This window comes from Amycolatopsis sp. NPDC057786 (assembly GCF_042797905.1).
GTDB lineage: Bacteria > Actinomycetota > Actinomycetes > Mycobacteriales > Pseudonocardiaceae > Amycolatopsis.
The window spans coordinates 1-12,643 of record NZ_JBHVKW010000020.1 but is presented as its reverse complement, the minus strand read 5'-3'; the positions used below and the strand labels follow the sequence as shown (position 1 = coordinate 12,643).

12 protein-coding genes are annotated in these 12,643 nt (G+C 69.3%); 5 read left to right on the top strand and 7 right to left on the bottom strand.

What is annotated here, in order from left to right; genetic code table 11:
* Positions 1-53: 53 nt before the first annotated feature.
* Positions 54-932: an IclR family transcriptional regulator gene (locus ACFVM3_RS14255; protein ID WP_378438732.1), complete on the top strand. Its 879-nt coding sequence runs from the start codon at positions 54-56 to the stop codon at positions 930-932.
* Positions 933-1,115: 183 nt separating this feature from the next.
* Here ACFVM3_RS14255 and ACFVM3_RS14250 read toward each other — a convergent pair whose 3' ends face one another.
* Complete coding sequence (locus ACFVM3_RS14250; protein WP_378438731.1) at positions 1,116-1,583, bottom strand: nuclear transport factor 2 family protein; 468 nt, start codon at positions 1,581-1,583, stop codon at positions 1,116-1,118.
* A gap of 77 nt (positions 1,584-1,660) precedes the next feature.
* Here ACFVM3_RS14250 and cysD point away from each other — a divergent pair, with 77 nt between their 5' ends.
* Both cysD and cysC read left to right on the top strand, forming a co-directional pair.
* The gene (cysD, locus tag ACFVM3_RS14245) at positions 1,661-2,569 is read left to right on the top strand and encodes a sulfate adenylyltransferase subunit CysD (RefSeq protein ID WP_378438729.1); all 909 of its coding nucleotides are present in this window, start codon (positions 1,661-1,663) and stop codon (positions 2,567-2,569) included.
* Positions 2,569-4,395, top strand: a complete 1,827-nt coding sequence (gene cysC, locus ACFVM3_RS14240) for an adenylyl-sulfate kinase (RefSeq protein WP_378438727.1) — start codon at positions 2,569-2,571, stop codon at positions 4,393-4,395. Before cysD ends, cysC begins: the two co-directional genes overlap by 1 nt.
* A 73-nt stretch (positions 4,396-4,468) precedes the next feature.
* Here the strand turns inward: cysC and ACFVM3_RS14235 are convergent, their stop codons facing one another.
* From ACFVM3_RS14235 to ACFVM3_RS14220, 4 genes are read right to left on the bottom strand one after another with little or no spacing between them, the layout of a single operon-like run.
* On the bottom strand, positions 4,469-5,506 hold the full coding sequence (locus ACFVM3_RS14235) for a serine hydrolase (RefSeq protein WP_378438725.1): 1,038 nt from the start codon (positions 5,504-5,506) through the stop codon (positions 4,469-4,471).
* 18 nt (positions 5,507-5,524) lie between these two features.
* Positions 5,525-6,178 (bottom strand): response regulator, encoded by a 654-nt coding sequence (locus tag ACFVM3_RS14230; RefSeq protein ID WP_378438723.1) that lies wholly within the window; start codon positions 6,176-6,178, stop codon positions 5,525-5,527.
* Positions 6,175-7,404 (bottom strand): sensor histidine kinase, encoded by a 1,230-nt coding sequence (locus ACFVM3_RS14225; protein WP_378438721.1) that lies wholly within the window; start codon positions 7,402-7,404, stop codon positions 6,175-6,177. Before ACFVM3_RS14225 ends, ACFVM3_RS14230 begins: the two co-directional genes overlap by 4 nt.
* Positions 7,405-7,413: 9 nt before the next feature.
* Positions 7,414-7,983 carry a TetR/AcrR family transcriptional regulator gene (locus tag ACFVM3_RS14220; RefSeq protein ID WP_378438719.1) on the bottom strand — a complete coding sequence of 190 codons (570 nt, stop codon included), beginning with the start codon at positions 7,981-7,983 and terminating at the stop codon, positions 7,414-7,416.
* A 93-nt stretch (positions 7,984-8,076) separates the two neighbouring features.
* On the opposite strand from ACFVM3_RS14220, the gene ACFVM3_RS14215 reads away from it, so the two are divergent.
* Both ACFVM3_RS14215 and ACFVM3_RS14210 read left to right on the top strand, forming a co-directional pair.
* Positions 8,077-9,291: an MFS transporter gene (locus ACFVM3_RS14215; protein WP_378438717.1), complete on the top strand. Its 1,215-nt coding sequence runs from the start codon at positions 8,077-8,079 to the stop codon at positions 9,289-9,291.
* Positions 9,292-9,304: 13 nt separating this feature from the next.
* Complete coding sequence (locus ACFVM3_RS14210; protein ID WP_378438715.1) at positions 9,305-11,269, top strand: ABC1 kinase family protein; 1,965 nt, start codon at positions 9,305-9,307, stop codon at positions 11,267-11,269.
* Here the strand turns inward: ACFVM3_RS14210 and lepB are convergent.
* Together lepB and ACFVM3_RS14200 are read right to left on the bottom strand one after the other, a co-directional pair.
* On the bottom strand, positions 11,193-11,915 hold the full coding sequence (gene lepB, locus ACFVM3_RS14205) for a signal peptidase I (protein WP_378438713.1): 723 nt from the start codon (positions 11,913-11,915) through the stop codon (positions 11,193-11,195). The two genes, ACFVM3_RS14210 and lepB, sit on opposite strands and share 77 nt — an antisense overlap.
* 100 nt (positions 11,916-12,015) lie before the next feature.
* Positions 12,016-12,345, bottom strand: coding sequence for a YnfA family protein (locus tag ACFVM3_RS14200; protein ID WP_378438711.1), 330 nt, complete (start codon positions 12,343-12,345; stop codon positions 12,016-12,018).
* Positions 12,346-12,643: the final 298 nt, after the last annotated feature.

The window sequence follows — 12,643 nt, the reverse complement described above, 5'->3', positions numbered from 1 at the left end:
ACTTGGTACGTTCTTCGTGCCATCAGACTAGAACGCGTTCTAAGGATGGGTCAATGACCCGGCGCTCACCGCCCACCGAGCGAGTCGTGCGGCTGCTCGACTTCTTCGCCGCGCACCCAGGCCGTCGCTTCGGCCTGTCGGAACTCGCCCGCGAGCTGGACCTGGCCAAACCGACCTGTCTCGGCATCGTCACCGAGCTGACGGCGGGCGGCTACCTGGTCCGGGACCCTCAGCCGGTCACGTACCGGCTCGGCCCGGCGATGGTCGCCGCCGGCCGCGTCGCGAGCGAGGGATTCGGCGCGAGCGAGGTCGCGCGCCGTCATCTGGAGGAGCTGAGCAGGCGATACGGCGCCACGTGCACGGCGTCGGCCGTGGTCGGCGACCGGATCCTGATGCTGCAGAGCGCCGGTCCCGGCCGGATCAAACTGGGCGAGACCTACCCGTTCGCGCCACCGGTCGGCCTGATGTACGTGCTGTGGGATTCCGACACCGCGTTCGACGCGTGGCTCACCAAACCCCCGGCGGTGCCGGTGCGGCTGGACGAAGCGCACCTGCGTCGCGTCGTCGCCGAATGCCGGGAACACGGATACCTGGTGGAGAGCCTGACTTCCGCGGGGCGGCGGCTCTACGCGCTGATGGCGGGCGTCGGCGCCGAGGAACTCCCGCCGGAAGTGCGGGGCCTGGTGGGAGAACTCGTCTCGAGCCTCGGCGAGCGCGTCTACCTCAGCGCCGACCTGGAGCCGCGTCGCAAGCACGCCGTGAGCCTGCTCGCCGCGCCGACGTTCGACGCTTCGGGGCGACAGGAACTGGTGCTCACGCTTTCGGTCGGCGAACCGATCACCGGCGCGGAGATCGCGAGGCGGGGCGCGGCGCTGGTCGCCACCGCCGACGCCGTCACCGCCGAATCCGGGGGCCGCCACCCCCGCGTTTAGTCCTCTGAATGCGGTCGTTGCACGCGCAAGGACCGCGTCCAGAGGACCAATGCGCAGATCGTGTCTTCCGGCCCCAGACACGCGTGATCGGAGGCGTAACACACCCGAGCCGGGATCGGCATTGTCTTCCGGCCCCAGACACGCGAGTTACGGCTTCAAGCACGCATGTTCCGGGTTCGTGCGTCAGGAAGACCAGCGGTTCGCGGTGAGCTTCAGGCTCGGCACGTCGTCCATCGACATCATCGTCTCGTACAGCCGGTCGTACTGGGTCGAGGCGGTCAGCCATACGCCGTCCACCCGCCGGTAGGTGTCCTCGTAGTACGCGGCGCCCTCGATGATCACCCGGTGTTCGGGCACGATCACCTTGTCCCGCATCAGCCACGTGCCCGTCGCGGTGTCGCCGTCGACGTCGATCTCCGGCTGCCCGGCGAAGTGCACCGTCGTGATGCCGGGGCCGACAGCGTTCCGAAAGAACTCGACGATCGCTTCGCGGCTTTCGAAGGTCAGCGGTTTGCCGTACGACGGCGTGCCGTAGCGCGCGTGCGCGTCGGCGGTCAGGGTTCCGGCCATCTCGTCCCACAGCTTGAGGTCGAGACAGCGGAGGTAGCGGGCTTTGAGGCGACGGATCTCTTCGAGCGCGACCAGGTCCATGCCGACAGCGTCCCCCAGCCCTTGACCAAGCACAAGAACTTGTTCTACTTTTCTGGTCTCGAACCACGGAGGTCACGATGGCGTCCCCGGCATACGAGCTCACCCAACTCGAAGCACTGGAAGCCGAAGCCGTGCACATCTTCCGCGAGGTCGCGGCGACCTTCGAACGGCCGGTGCTGCTGTTCTCCGGCGGCAAGGACTCGATGGTGATGCTCCATGTGGCGGCCAAGGCGTTCTGGCCGTCACCGCCGCCGTTCCCGGTGATGCACGTCGACACCGGGCACAACTTCGACGAGGTCATCGAGTTCCGTGACCGCACGGTCGACACGTATGGGCTCAGGCTGATCGTGTCCAGCGTCCAGGACGACATCGACGCGGGCCGGGTCGTCGAAGACCCGAAAGCCGGCCGCAACCGTCTCCAGACCACCGCCCTGCTCCGGGGAATCCGCGAGCATTCCTTCGACGCGGTCTTCGGCGGCGCCCGGCGCGACGAGGAGAAGGCCCGCGCGAAGGAGCGCGTGTTCAGCTTCCGCGACGAGTTCGGCCAATGGGACCCGCGCGATCAGCGGCCGGAACTCTGGAACCTCTACAACGGCAGGCACCGCAAGGGCGAGCACATCCGCGTCTTCCCGCTGTCGAACTGGACCGAACTCGACATCTGGCGGTACATCGAAGCCGAGAACGTCGACCTGCCGTCGATCTACTACTCGCACCGGCGCCCGGTCGTCCAGCGGGACGGCATGCTGCTCGCGCACACCCGGTTCCTCACCTTGAACGAAGGTGAAAGTCCTTACGAGGCAACGGTTCGCTTCCGTACCGTCGGCGACGCGACCTACACCGGCTGCGTCGAGTCGACCGCGACGTCGCCGAGTGAAGTGGTCGCCGAGGTGGCGGTCAGCAGGCTCACCGAACGCGGCGCCACCCGCGCCGACGACCGGATCTCCGAGGCGGGCATGGAAGACCGGAAGAAGGAAGGTTACTTCTGATGAGCGCTTCGCTGGTCCGCCTCGCGACCGCGGGCAGTGTCGACGACGGGAAGTCGACCCTGATCGGCCGTCTGCTCTTCGATTCGAAGACGGTGTTCACCGACCAGCTCGAAGCCATCGAACGTGCCGGCCGCGACCGCGGCGAGGCGTACCCGAACCTCGCGCTGCTGACCGACGGTCTCCGCGCGGAACGCGAACAAGGCATCACCATCGACGTCGCCCACCGCTACTTCGCCACGCCTCGGCGGAAGTTCATCATCGCCGACACGCCGGGGCACGTGCAGTACACCCGGAACATGGTCACCGGCGCGTCCACCGCGGATCTCGCGCTGATCCTGATCGACGCCCGCAAAGGCGTGCTCGAACAGTCGCGGCGGCACGCGTTCCTGGCCAGCCTGCTGGGCATCCCGCATCTGGTGTTGTGCGTCAACAAGATGGACCTGGTCGGCTGGTCGCGGGAACGCTTCGAGGAGATCCGCGAGGAGTTCCGCCGCTTCGCCATGAAACTCCAAGTGCACGACCTCACCTTCGTGCCCATGTCGGCGCTGCACGGCGACAACGTCGTGCACCGGGGCGCCAGTATGCCTTGGTACGAAGGCACTTCCCTGCTGCACCACCTCGAACAGGTGCACGTCGCCTCGGATCGCAACCTCATCGACGCGCGATTCCCCGTGCAGTACGTGATCCGGGAGCACAGCCGCGACTTCCGCGGCTACGCGGGCACCGTCGCGGGCGGGGTGTTCAAACCCGGTGACGAGGTCGCCGTGCTGCCGTCCGGCTTCACCACGACGGTGCGCGCGATCTGGGGCCCGGGTGGCACCACGGTCACCGAAGCCTTCGCCTCGCAGGCCGTCACGATCGAACTCGAAGACGACCTCGACCTCGGCCGCGGCGATCTGATCTGCCGCCCCGGCAACCGGCCCCACACCGGCCGCGACGTCGACGCGATGGTGTGCTGGTTCTCCGAACAGAGCTCACTGACACCCGGCTCCACCTACGTCGTGCGGCACACCACCAGGGAGACCAAGGCCGAGATCCGCGACCTGGACTATCGGCTCGACGTCACCACCCTGCACCGCGACGAGACCGCGGAATCGTTGTCACTCAACGAAATCGGCCGGATCCGGCTGCGCGCACGGCAGCCGCTGCTGTTCGATGCCTACCGCCGCAACCGCTCCACCGGCGGCTTCCTCCTCGTCGATGAGCACTCCGGGGCGACGGTCGCGGCGGGCATGATCACCGGCCCGAGCGTGACCGCGTCGAACGTCGTCTGGCATACCGCCGCGGTCAGCAGGGCGGAACGGGCGACCCGCGGGCTCACCGTCTGGCTCACCGGGCTTTCCGCGTCGGGCAAGTCGAGCGTGGCCGTGGAACTGGAGCGGCGGCTGGTCGCGTCCGGCAGGCCCGCGTACCTGCTGGACGGCGACAACCTCCGGCACGGGCTGAACGGGAACCTCGGCTTCAGCCCCGCCGACCGCGCCGAGAACGTCCGACGTGTCGCCGAGGTCGCGAAGCTGTTCGCCGACGCCGGGGTGGTGTCGGTGGTCTCCCTGATCAGTCCGTACCGGGCCGACCGCGAACTCGCCCGCGCCGCGCACGAGGCGGCGGGGCTGCCGTTCCTGGAAGTCTTCGTCGACACCCCGCTCGAAGTCTGCGAAGACCGCGACCCCAAGGGGATGTACGCGAAGGCGAGGGCGGGCGAGATCAGCGGGTTCACCGGGGTCGACGCTCCCTACGAGCAGCCGGAGAGCCCGGATCTGCTGCTGCGCCCGGAAAACGGGGATCCGGCCGCGATGGCCGCACTGATCCTCGACGCCCTGGAGTAGCTGAAGGACGCTTTCCCCGCATCACATGCGACGAAAGCGCCCTTCACCGCGTCCTATGCGGTGAAGGCGTCCTTCAGCCGCCGTTGGTCGCCCGATACGGGGCGGTCACGTAGGTGCGCGCGGTGGCGGCCGTCAGTTTCTCGACCGAACGGAACATCGTCTTCCCGAGCTTCGCCCGCGCCTTCAACGCCGGATGCGTCGCGGCGTAGTCGTCCTTGTTCACCGCGGGATCGCCCGCGAACTCGCCGGAGGCGAACAGCGAATAGGTCAAGACCGGTTTGCCGTCCGCGCTGAACATCACCCCGGCCTCGTTGCGGCCGTCGTTGAACCAGCCCGCCTTCGTGGCGACTCGCAGCCGCTCGGCCGAGGTCAGGCCGAGCCGCACGCCGTCGGTGAACGCGCTCAGCGAACGCAGGATGTTCAGCAGGTACTCGGTGGACTTCGCCGAAAGCAGCGTCCCACCGACCAGTTTCCGCAGCAGCGTATGCGTTTCGGCCGGAGTCGTCTTGCCGAGGAAGAACCGGTTCGGGTTCGCCACCGGAACGACCTGCGTGTGCACGAATCCCTTGCCGCGCAAGATCTCGTTGAGTTCCGCGGCCGGGCAGACCAGCCCGCACAGCCGGACGGCCGTGTTGTCGGACAGCGTCAGCAGCGCGGCCATCGCGTGCCCGAGCGTCACCGAACTCGGGTACGCGCCGTCGAGGGCGAAGATGCCGTCGGTGTCCTTGATGACGATGTCGGCCGTGACGTCGACGCGCTGGTCCAAGGTGAGCAGCCCGCGGTCGACCTTGTCGAGCACCGCGGCGGCGACGGCGATCTTGTTGACGCTGTACGCCTCGACGACCTCGTCTGCCCGCTCGGACACGGCGGGCACCAGGTTCCCGGCTGAATCCGCGACGCTGACGTAGGACGACCAGGTACCGCCCGCCTTCGCGGTTTCCCGGGCGTACACCTGGGAAATCCGGCGCGCGGCGGCCGAAGCGTCGGCGGCGGGTGTGTCTGATTCGGACTCTTCGGCGGCCTGAGCGATCTGCGCCGTTCCGAGCACAACGCCCGCGGCGGCGACCGTGCCCAGCCCCAGCAGGCGACGGCGATTGACGTTGGTGTCCACTCGGGAACCCTACCGCGTTCAGCCCGCCGGTGTGACGAATCCGGTGTCGTAGGCCTTGATCACCGCTTGCGTCCGGTCCCGCGCGCCGAGTTTCGCGAGCACGTTCCCGACGTGCGTCTTGACCGTCTGCACCCCGAGGTACAGCTCGCCCGCGATCTCCACATTGGACAGTCCGCCCGCCATCAGCCGCAGCACCTCGCTCTCGCGTTCGGTGAGCCCGGCGCCGGCGAGACCGTCCTGCGTGCCCCGGTTCGCCTGCTGCGCGGCCAGCCGCCGGATCGCGGCCGGGAACAGCAGCGACTCCCCCGCCGCCACCGTCCGGATCGCCGCGACGATCTCCTCGGGCCTGGCCCGCTTCAGCAGGAAGCCACTCGCGCCGGCGAGCAGGGCGTCGTAGACGTAGTCGTCGTTTTCGAAGGTGGTCACCACGATCACCTTCGGCGGGTTGTCCATAGTGGACATCAGATGCGTGGTCGCGCGGATCCCGTCGACCGAGGGCATCCGGACGTCCATCAGCACGACGTCGGGCCGGAACCGCGAGACCAGCCCCGGCACCTCGGCGCCGTCGGACGCTTCGCCCACGACCTCCAGGTCGGGCTCGGAGGCGACGATCGCCCGCAGCCCCGCCCGGATGAGCTGTTCGTCGTCGACCAGCAGCACCCTGATGCTCATCGCCGTTTCCCCCATGGCACCGCCACCTCGACCTTCCAGAATCCGTCCGCGCGGCCCGCGGTGATCGTGCCCCCGAGCACTTCCACCCGTTCCGTCATTCCCCGCAGCCCCCGGCCGCCCCCGTCGCGCGATGGCTCCGCGGCGCCGAGCGGGTTGGACACCCGCAAGCGCAACAGCTCCGTTCCGGCGTCGACGAGGACCGTCACCGGAACCTTACCGGCGTGCCGCAGCGCGTTCGTCAGGCATTCCTGCAAGATCCGGTACGCCTCACGGGAGACGACCGGCGGCACCGAGGACGGTTCACCCCGCACCTCCGCCGCCACCTCGGCGCCCGCCAGCCGGGTCGCTTCGACCAGCGCGGGCAGCTCCGCCAGCCCCGACTGCGGAGTCTTCGACGACGCCTCGTCACGCAGCAGCCCGAGCACGTGGTCGAGGTCCTCCAGCGCGGCGCGGGCGGAGTCCTCGATGGCGGTGAGCGCCTGCTCGGTGAAATCGGGATCCGACCTCAGCGTCCGGCGCGCGGCGCCGGCCTGGATGGTCACGACGCTCAGCGCGTGCCCGACCGAGTCGTGCAGTTCGCGCGCGAGCCGGTTGCGTTCGGCGAGTTGTTCGGTGCGCTTCTCCAGCTGGGCGATCCGCTCCGCGGCCGAGATCCCCAGCAGGCTCCTGGCGCAGCGGGTCAGCAGCGCGCCCACTCCCCACACGACATAGGCGAGCACGACGACACCGAGCAGGAACGCCAGCGGGATCCACGCGCTCGCCCAGCCCTTCGGCACCTCGATCGGGTCCTCGGCGGACAGTGCGATCCGGCCGGTGAACGGGGCCGCGATCGTGAATCCGAACGCGACCGGGACGACCAGGCTCACCAGGCTGACGACGCAGCCGGTGCTCACGTGCAGCAGGAACATCGCGGTCGACCGCAGCCGGACGGGCCAACTCGACGCGGGCCCGAACGTCACGCCGGGGACGGGATCGTCCAGAAGTTCCCGCACGGCCGCCCCCTCCAGCACCCGGACGGCGGGAATGAACGACGACGCGACCATCACCAGGACGACGGTGATCATCGCGACGACGATGCCGCGTTCCACCGTCACGACGAGGGGAAGCAACGACGGCACCACGATGGCGGCGAAGAGGATGTACGGCACGCTCAGCGCGCCGCCGAGGATCAAGTACACCCACCGGCGGTAGGTCGCCCGGTCGACGAGCGGGCCGAAAAGTCGCATGCGCTCTTTCTAGCGTGCGCCGGCTCCGCGCGTATCCCTCACGAGTATCTCCGCGATCTCCCTCGCCAGCGTGACGCGGTGCGCGTCCCCGTCGATACCGGTGTGCGCGACAGCGCCCTCGAGCAGGAGGAAGAGCTGCTCCGCGAGCCGCTCCGGATCGGCCGCGGCGGGAGCGTCCTCACGGAGGAGGTCGGCGAACTTCGCCCGGACCGCCGCCTTGTGCCGCCGGATCACGTCGAGTCCCGGATGCCCGGCGGGCAGTTCGGCGGCCGCGTTGAGGAACGCGCACCCCCGGTCGCTGCCGAGCTTTGGGTGATCGACGTAGGCGTCGAAGACCACGAGCGCCCGAGGACGCCCGGCTTCGGCCAGCCGCTCTTCGAGGTACGCCCACCAGACGTCGTGACGACGTCGCAAGTACGCGACGGTGAGCTCTGTCTTCGATCCGAAACACGCGTACAGGGTCTTTTTCGTGACGCCGGCGGCTTCGGCCACCGCCGCGACACCGACCGCGTTGAGGCCCTCTCGGTAGAAGAGCTCACTCGCGGCGCTCAGGACGCGTTCGCCGGCTGGGGTCAGCATGGTTCCGAGTATACCGATCGGTTGACCTGAGCGCGAAAGGCGGGAACACTCCAGGACTATACCGATCGGTATACATATGGAGGAGAGCAGCTGGTGTCTTCATACAAACGCGAACTGACCCTCACCGCGGCCGGGTTGTCGCTGATCGCGGTCTCCTACGGACTCGCGAGGTACGCGTACGGCCTCTTCGCGCCTACCCTCCGGACGGAGTTCGACCTCGGCGGCAGCGCTCTCGGCGCCATCGCGGCGGGAAGCTACGTCGCGTACTGCCTCGCCGTCGCCGCTTCGACCGCCATCACGACCCGCTGGGGCGCGCGGGCGGGTGCGCTCGCCGCCGGAACGACGGCCACGGCGGGGACCGCGTTGATCGCGGCCGCCCCGAACGCCGGCGTGCTCGCGCTCGGTGTCGTCCTCGCCGGCGCCAGCACAGGCTTGGCCTCCCCTTCGCTCGCCGACGCGGTCTCCCGTGTCGTCCGGGCGACCCGCCGTGACCGCGCCCAGTCCGTGGTGAACGCGGGGACCGGGCTCGGCGTGCTGATCTCCGGCCCGGTCTCCCTGCTCGCCATCGGCGACTGGCGACTGGCGTGGTGGGCCTTCGCCGCGGCCTCTGCGCTCGTGACCTTGTGGATCGCCCGGGTCGTGCCGCCGGTCAAGGAGGACCGCGCTCGGGGGCTGCCGGTGCCGCTCTTCCCGCCCGCCACCGGACGGCTGCTGCCCGCCGCCGCGACGCTCGGCCTGGCCAGCGCCGCGATCTGGACCTTCGGCCGGGACATCGCCGTGAGCGTCGGCGGGCTCGGCGAGACCGCTTCGACGGTGGTGTGGATCGTGCTCGGCGCGGTCGGCCTGGCAGGCGCGTTCACCGCCGAACTGACCTCGCGGGCAGGACTGCGGCGGGCCTGGTCGGCGGGGATGGTCCTGTGCGCCGCCGCCACGGCGCTCTTCGCCATCGCCACCCGGTCGCTGCCCGCGCTCCTCGTCGCGGCCGCGCTCTTCGGAGCCGTCTACATCGGACTGACCGGCGTACTGATCCTCTGGGGCACCAGGGCTTATCCGGCGGCGCCCGCGTTCGGTGTCGGCGTGGCCTTCCTGGCGCTGGCACTCGGCCAGGCCGCCGGGGCGCCGCTCATCGGTCTGCTCGGCGATCTCCTCGGTCTTCGTGCCGGCTTCCTCGCGGCGGCGGCGATGGCCGTCGTCGGCGTCCTGTTCGCGCCCGGGGAGGCGATCACTACCTACAACTTCGGGGTCCGCTCCCTCTCGAGGGTGAGTACCGTCCCGCCGGAGCGGGAATCCCGCGTGGACTGCGCGTGATGTGCTCTTCGGCATGAACCTGCTGCTCGGCCTGCTCACCCTGCCCGTCTACGCGCTGATGCTGTGGCCTCTGGTGGTCGCCGCCCGCCGCGTGCTGGGTGTGCGGATCGGCGTGATCCGCGCGTTCTGCGCCGCCGGGTTCGGCTGGCTGGTCGCGGGCGGCATCCTCAGCGCGTTCCCCTCTCCGATGTACACGGGCGGGGCCTTCGCCGGGCTGGTCATCCCGGTGGCGGGCGGCGCTTTCCTGGCGACGCTGATCTTCCTGTTCGTCGCGGAGCTCGCGCTGCCGTCCGGTTCGGGGCTCGGCCTGATCGGCAGGATCCGGTCGGTGCGGCGCCGCGTGGCCCGGACGCGGCGCTACTCGCAGATCACCCGGATCGCGATCAAGCACGGCCTCGGCCGGTACCTCACCGGCCGCCGCGAACCCGGCCTCGCCCAGGTCCGGCACGCCAAACTGGCGCGATCGCTGCGCCGCGCGCTGGAGGAGGGCGGCGTGACGTTCGTGAAACTCGGCCAGCTCCTCTCGACGCGCTCCGATCTGCTCCCGCCGGTGTTCGTCGACGAACTCAGCAAACTCCAGGACCAGGTCGCCTTCGCCGACGCCGACGAGGTCGCGACGGTGCTGAGGGAGGAACTGGGCGGGAATCCGAACGAGATCTTCGCCGAGTTCGACCCGGAACCGATCGCCGCCGCGTCGATCGCGCAGGTCTACCGGGCGAAGCTGCGCGGCGGGCAGGAGGTGGTGGTCAAGGTGCAGCGGCCCGGTGTGCAGGCGCTGGTCGACCGGGACCTCGACATCGTCCGCCGCGTGGCGGCCGCGCTGGACCAGCGCGCGGGCTGGGCGCGTTCGCTCGGCGTCGTCGACCTCGCCGAAGGATTCGCCGACGCACTCGTCGAAGAGCTCGATTTCCGCACCGAAGCCAGGAACATCGAAGCGGTCGCGGCGGCCTACCCCGGCACCGAGGTCGCCCTGCCGACCGTCCACAAAGAACTGTCCACCGAGCGGGTCCTGGTGATGCGGCGCCTCGAAGGCAAACCGCTCGCCGCCGCGCGGGACCAGGTCCCGGCCGCGGAACGGGCCGGGCTCGCGCGGTCGATGCTGCGGTGCGTACTCGGCCAGGTGATGGGCAGCGGCGTCTTCCACGCCGACCCGCATCCCGGCAACGTCCTGCTGCTCACCGACGGCAGGCTCGGCCTGCTCGACTTCGGCTCCGTCGGACGGCTCGACTCGGGCCTGCGCGGCGGGCTGCAGAACCTCATTCTCGCCCTGGACCGCGGCGACCCGGCCGCGTTGCGCGACGGTCTGCTGGAGATCGTCGACCAGCCGGACGAAATCGACGAGCGTCGCCTGGAACGAGCACTGGGTTCCCTGGTGGCCAAGCATTTCAACCACGGGCAGGCACCCGATCTCGACATGTTCACCGACCTGTTCCGGGTGATCGCCGACTTCCGGCTCAGCGTGCCCCCGCCGATCGCGGCGGTGTTCCGCGCACTGGCCACTTTGGAGGGAACGCTGGCCGCGCTGGCGCCGGGATTCAACATCGTCGTCGAATCCCGCGCCTACGCCGCCGAGCAGGTAGGTGCCGGATTGCGACCGGAATCGCTGCGGTCCACGGCCACCAACGAATTGATGGCGCTCCTGCCGGTGCTGCGGCGGCTGCCGCGCCGCGTCGACCGGATCGGCAACGCGCTGGAGCAGGGCAGGCTTTCGGTCAACGTCCGGCTGTTCTCCGACGAACGCGACCGCGACGTGGTCACCGGACTGGTGCACGAGATCCTGCTGGCGTTCGTCGGTGTGGCCACCGGGCTGATGGCCGTGCTGCTGCTGGGCAGCGCGACCGGCCCGGAGGTGCTGGACGGGGTCACGCTGCACCAGATGTTCGGCTACAACCTGCTGGTGGTCAGTGCGCTGGTGGGATTGCGGCTGCTCTTCGTCGTTTTCCGGCGGAGCGGACAACGGTCACGATCGCCCCGATGACACCGAGGACGACGAGCCCGGCGCCGGCGAACGCGAGGTTCCGCGAGCTACGGAACCCGGTGTCGGACACGGGATCCCCGGGAAGTCCGGCCTCGACGAAAGCCGTGGTCTGCGGAAAGGGCTCGGCACCGAGGGTGCTCCCTCTGCCGACGACCACTCCGTGCACCTTCGACAGCGGCACGGCGCCGTCGCCCGGCATGCCGACGTAGATCCGCGAGTCCCGCGAGTTGTTCCGTTGATCGCCCGCGACGAAGACCGCGCCAGGCGGAACCTGGACGGTGAAGGGCATGTACTCCTTGCGGCCGTACCCGTTCTCGTCGTCGGTGTACGGCTCTTTGACCGGCTTCCCGTTGACGGTGATCAGGTTGTCGGGCGTGCAACAGACGACCTGATCCCCACCGGTACCGATCACCCGCTTGACGATCCGGCCGTCTCCCGGAGCCGAGTCAGGGAACGCGGAAAGATCCATGAGGACGACCGCTCCGCGAGGGATCTCGGGGAGCGGGGTCCAGCGGTACAGCACGACCGCCCCCGGTTGGATCGTGGGCGACATCCCGCCGCTGGGGACGCTCACCATGCGGTAGCTCATGAGGGTCCAGAACCCGTATCCCCCGGTGCCCACACCGGCGACCGCCACCAGGATCATCACCAACAGGAGCGGGGAGAATCTTCGCTTCGGCCCGGGTCTGTCAGCAGGCGGAGCGGGGAAATCCGTTACGGTCACAGCGCAGAATAGCGCCGGTCGCTCAACCTCGGGGCGAGTACATGATTACCCCGACCCCGGCGAGACAGATCAAGGCGCCGATGACGTCGTAGCGGTCCGGCCGGTAGCCGTCGGCGACCATTCCCCACACCAGTGAACCCGCGACGAACACTCCGCCGTACGCGGCGAGGATGCGGCCGAAGTTCGCGTCGGGCTGGAGTGTCGCGACGAAGCCGTAGAGCCCGAGCGCCACGACGCCCGCGCCGATCCAGAGGTAGCCGCGGTGTTCCCGGACGCCTTGCCAGATCAGCCAGGCGCCGCCGATCTCCAGGAGCGCGGCGAGCGCGAACAGCGCGATGGACCGGACGATCATGTCGGCAGCTTATTGCGGCACGGTCCGACCCTCGTGTCATGAAGGGTCCCTTCATGACACGAGGTTTCACGTGCTTGACCGGACGACTCGCGTGATCGGGCGGACGACACGCGTGTCTGGATGGACGACACGCGCCCGGCCGAGTTTCGCCGCGTGTCGTCCGCCGGATCACGCGGGTCGTCCATCCAGACACACGAAACGGCCATTCTCACACAGGCAAAGCCGTATAGACCGTTATACGATCCGGTACCACAGCGCGTGAAGGCCTCCTTCCCCTCGGCTGAGCCGAGGGGAAGGA

What these genes read in the sequence shown, in the direction of transcription:
- ACFVM3_RS14255 (WP_378438732.1), top strand. Translation starts at nt 54, where the DNA reads ATGACCCGGCGCTCACCGCCCACCGAGCGAGTCGTGCGGCTGCTCGAC.
- ACFVM3_RS14250 (WP_378438731.1), bottom strand. Translation starts at nt 1,583, where the DNA reads ATGGACCTGGTCGCGCTCGAAGAGATCCGTCGCCTCAAAGCCCGCTAC.
- cysD (WP_378438729.1), top strand. Translation starts at nt 1,661, where the DNA reads ATGGCGTCCCCGGCATACGAGCTCACCCAACTCGAAGCACTGGAAGCC.
- cysC (WP_378438727.1), top strand. Translation starts at nt 2,569, where the DNA reads ATGAGCGCTTCGCTGGTCCGCCTCGCGACCGCGGGCAGTGTCGACGAC.
- ACFVM3_RS14230 (WP_378438723.1), bottom strand. Translation starts at nt 6,178, where the DNA reads ATGAGCATCAGGGTGCTGCTGGTCGACGACGAACAGCTCATCCGGGCG.
- ACFVM3_RS14225 (WP_378438721.1), bottom strand. Translation starts at nt 7,404, where the DNA reads ATGCGACTTTTCGGCCCGCTCGTCGACCGGGCGACCTACCGCCGGTGG.
- ACFVM3_RS14220 (WP_378438719.1), bottom strand. Translation starts at nt 7,983, where the DNA reads ATGCTGACCCCAGCCGGCGAACGCGTCCTGAGCGCCGCGAGTGAGCTC.
- ACFVM3_RS14210 (WP_378438715.1), top strand. Translation starts at nt 9,305, where the DNA reads ATGAACCTGCTGCTCGGCCTGCTCACCCTGCCCGTCTACGCGCTGATG.
- lepB (WP_378438713.1), bottom strand. Translation starts at nt 11,915, where the DNA reads ATGATCCTGGTGGCGGTCGCCGGTGTGGGCACCGGGGGATACGGGTTC.
- ACFVM3_RS14200 (WP_378438711.1), bottom strand. Translation starts at nt 12,345, where the DNA reads ATGATCGTCCGGTCCATCGCGCTGTTCGCGCTCGCCGCGCTCCTGGAG.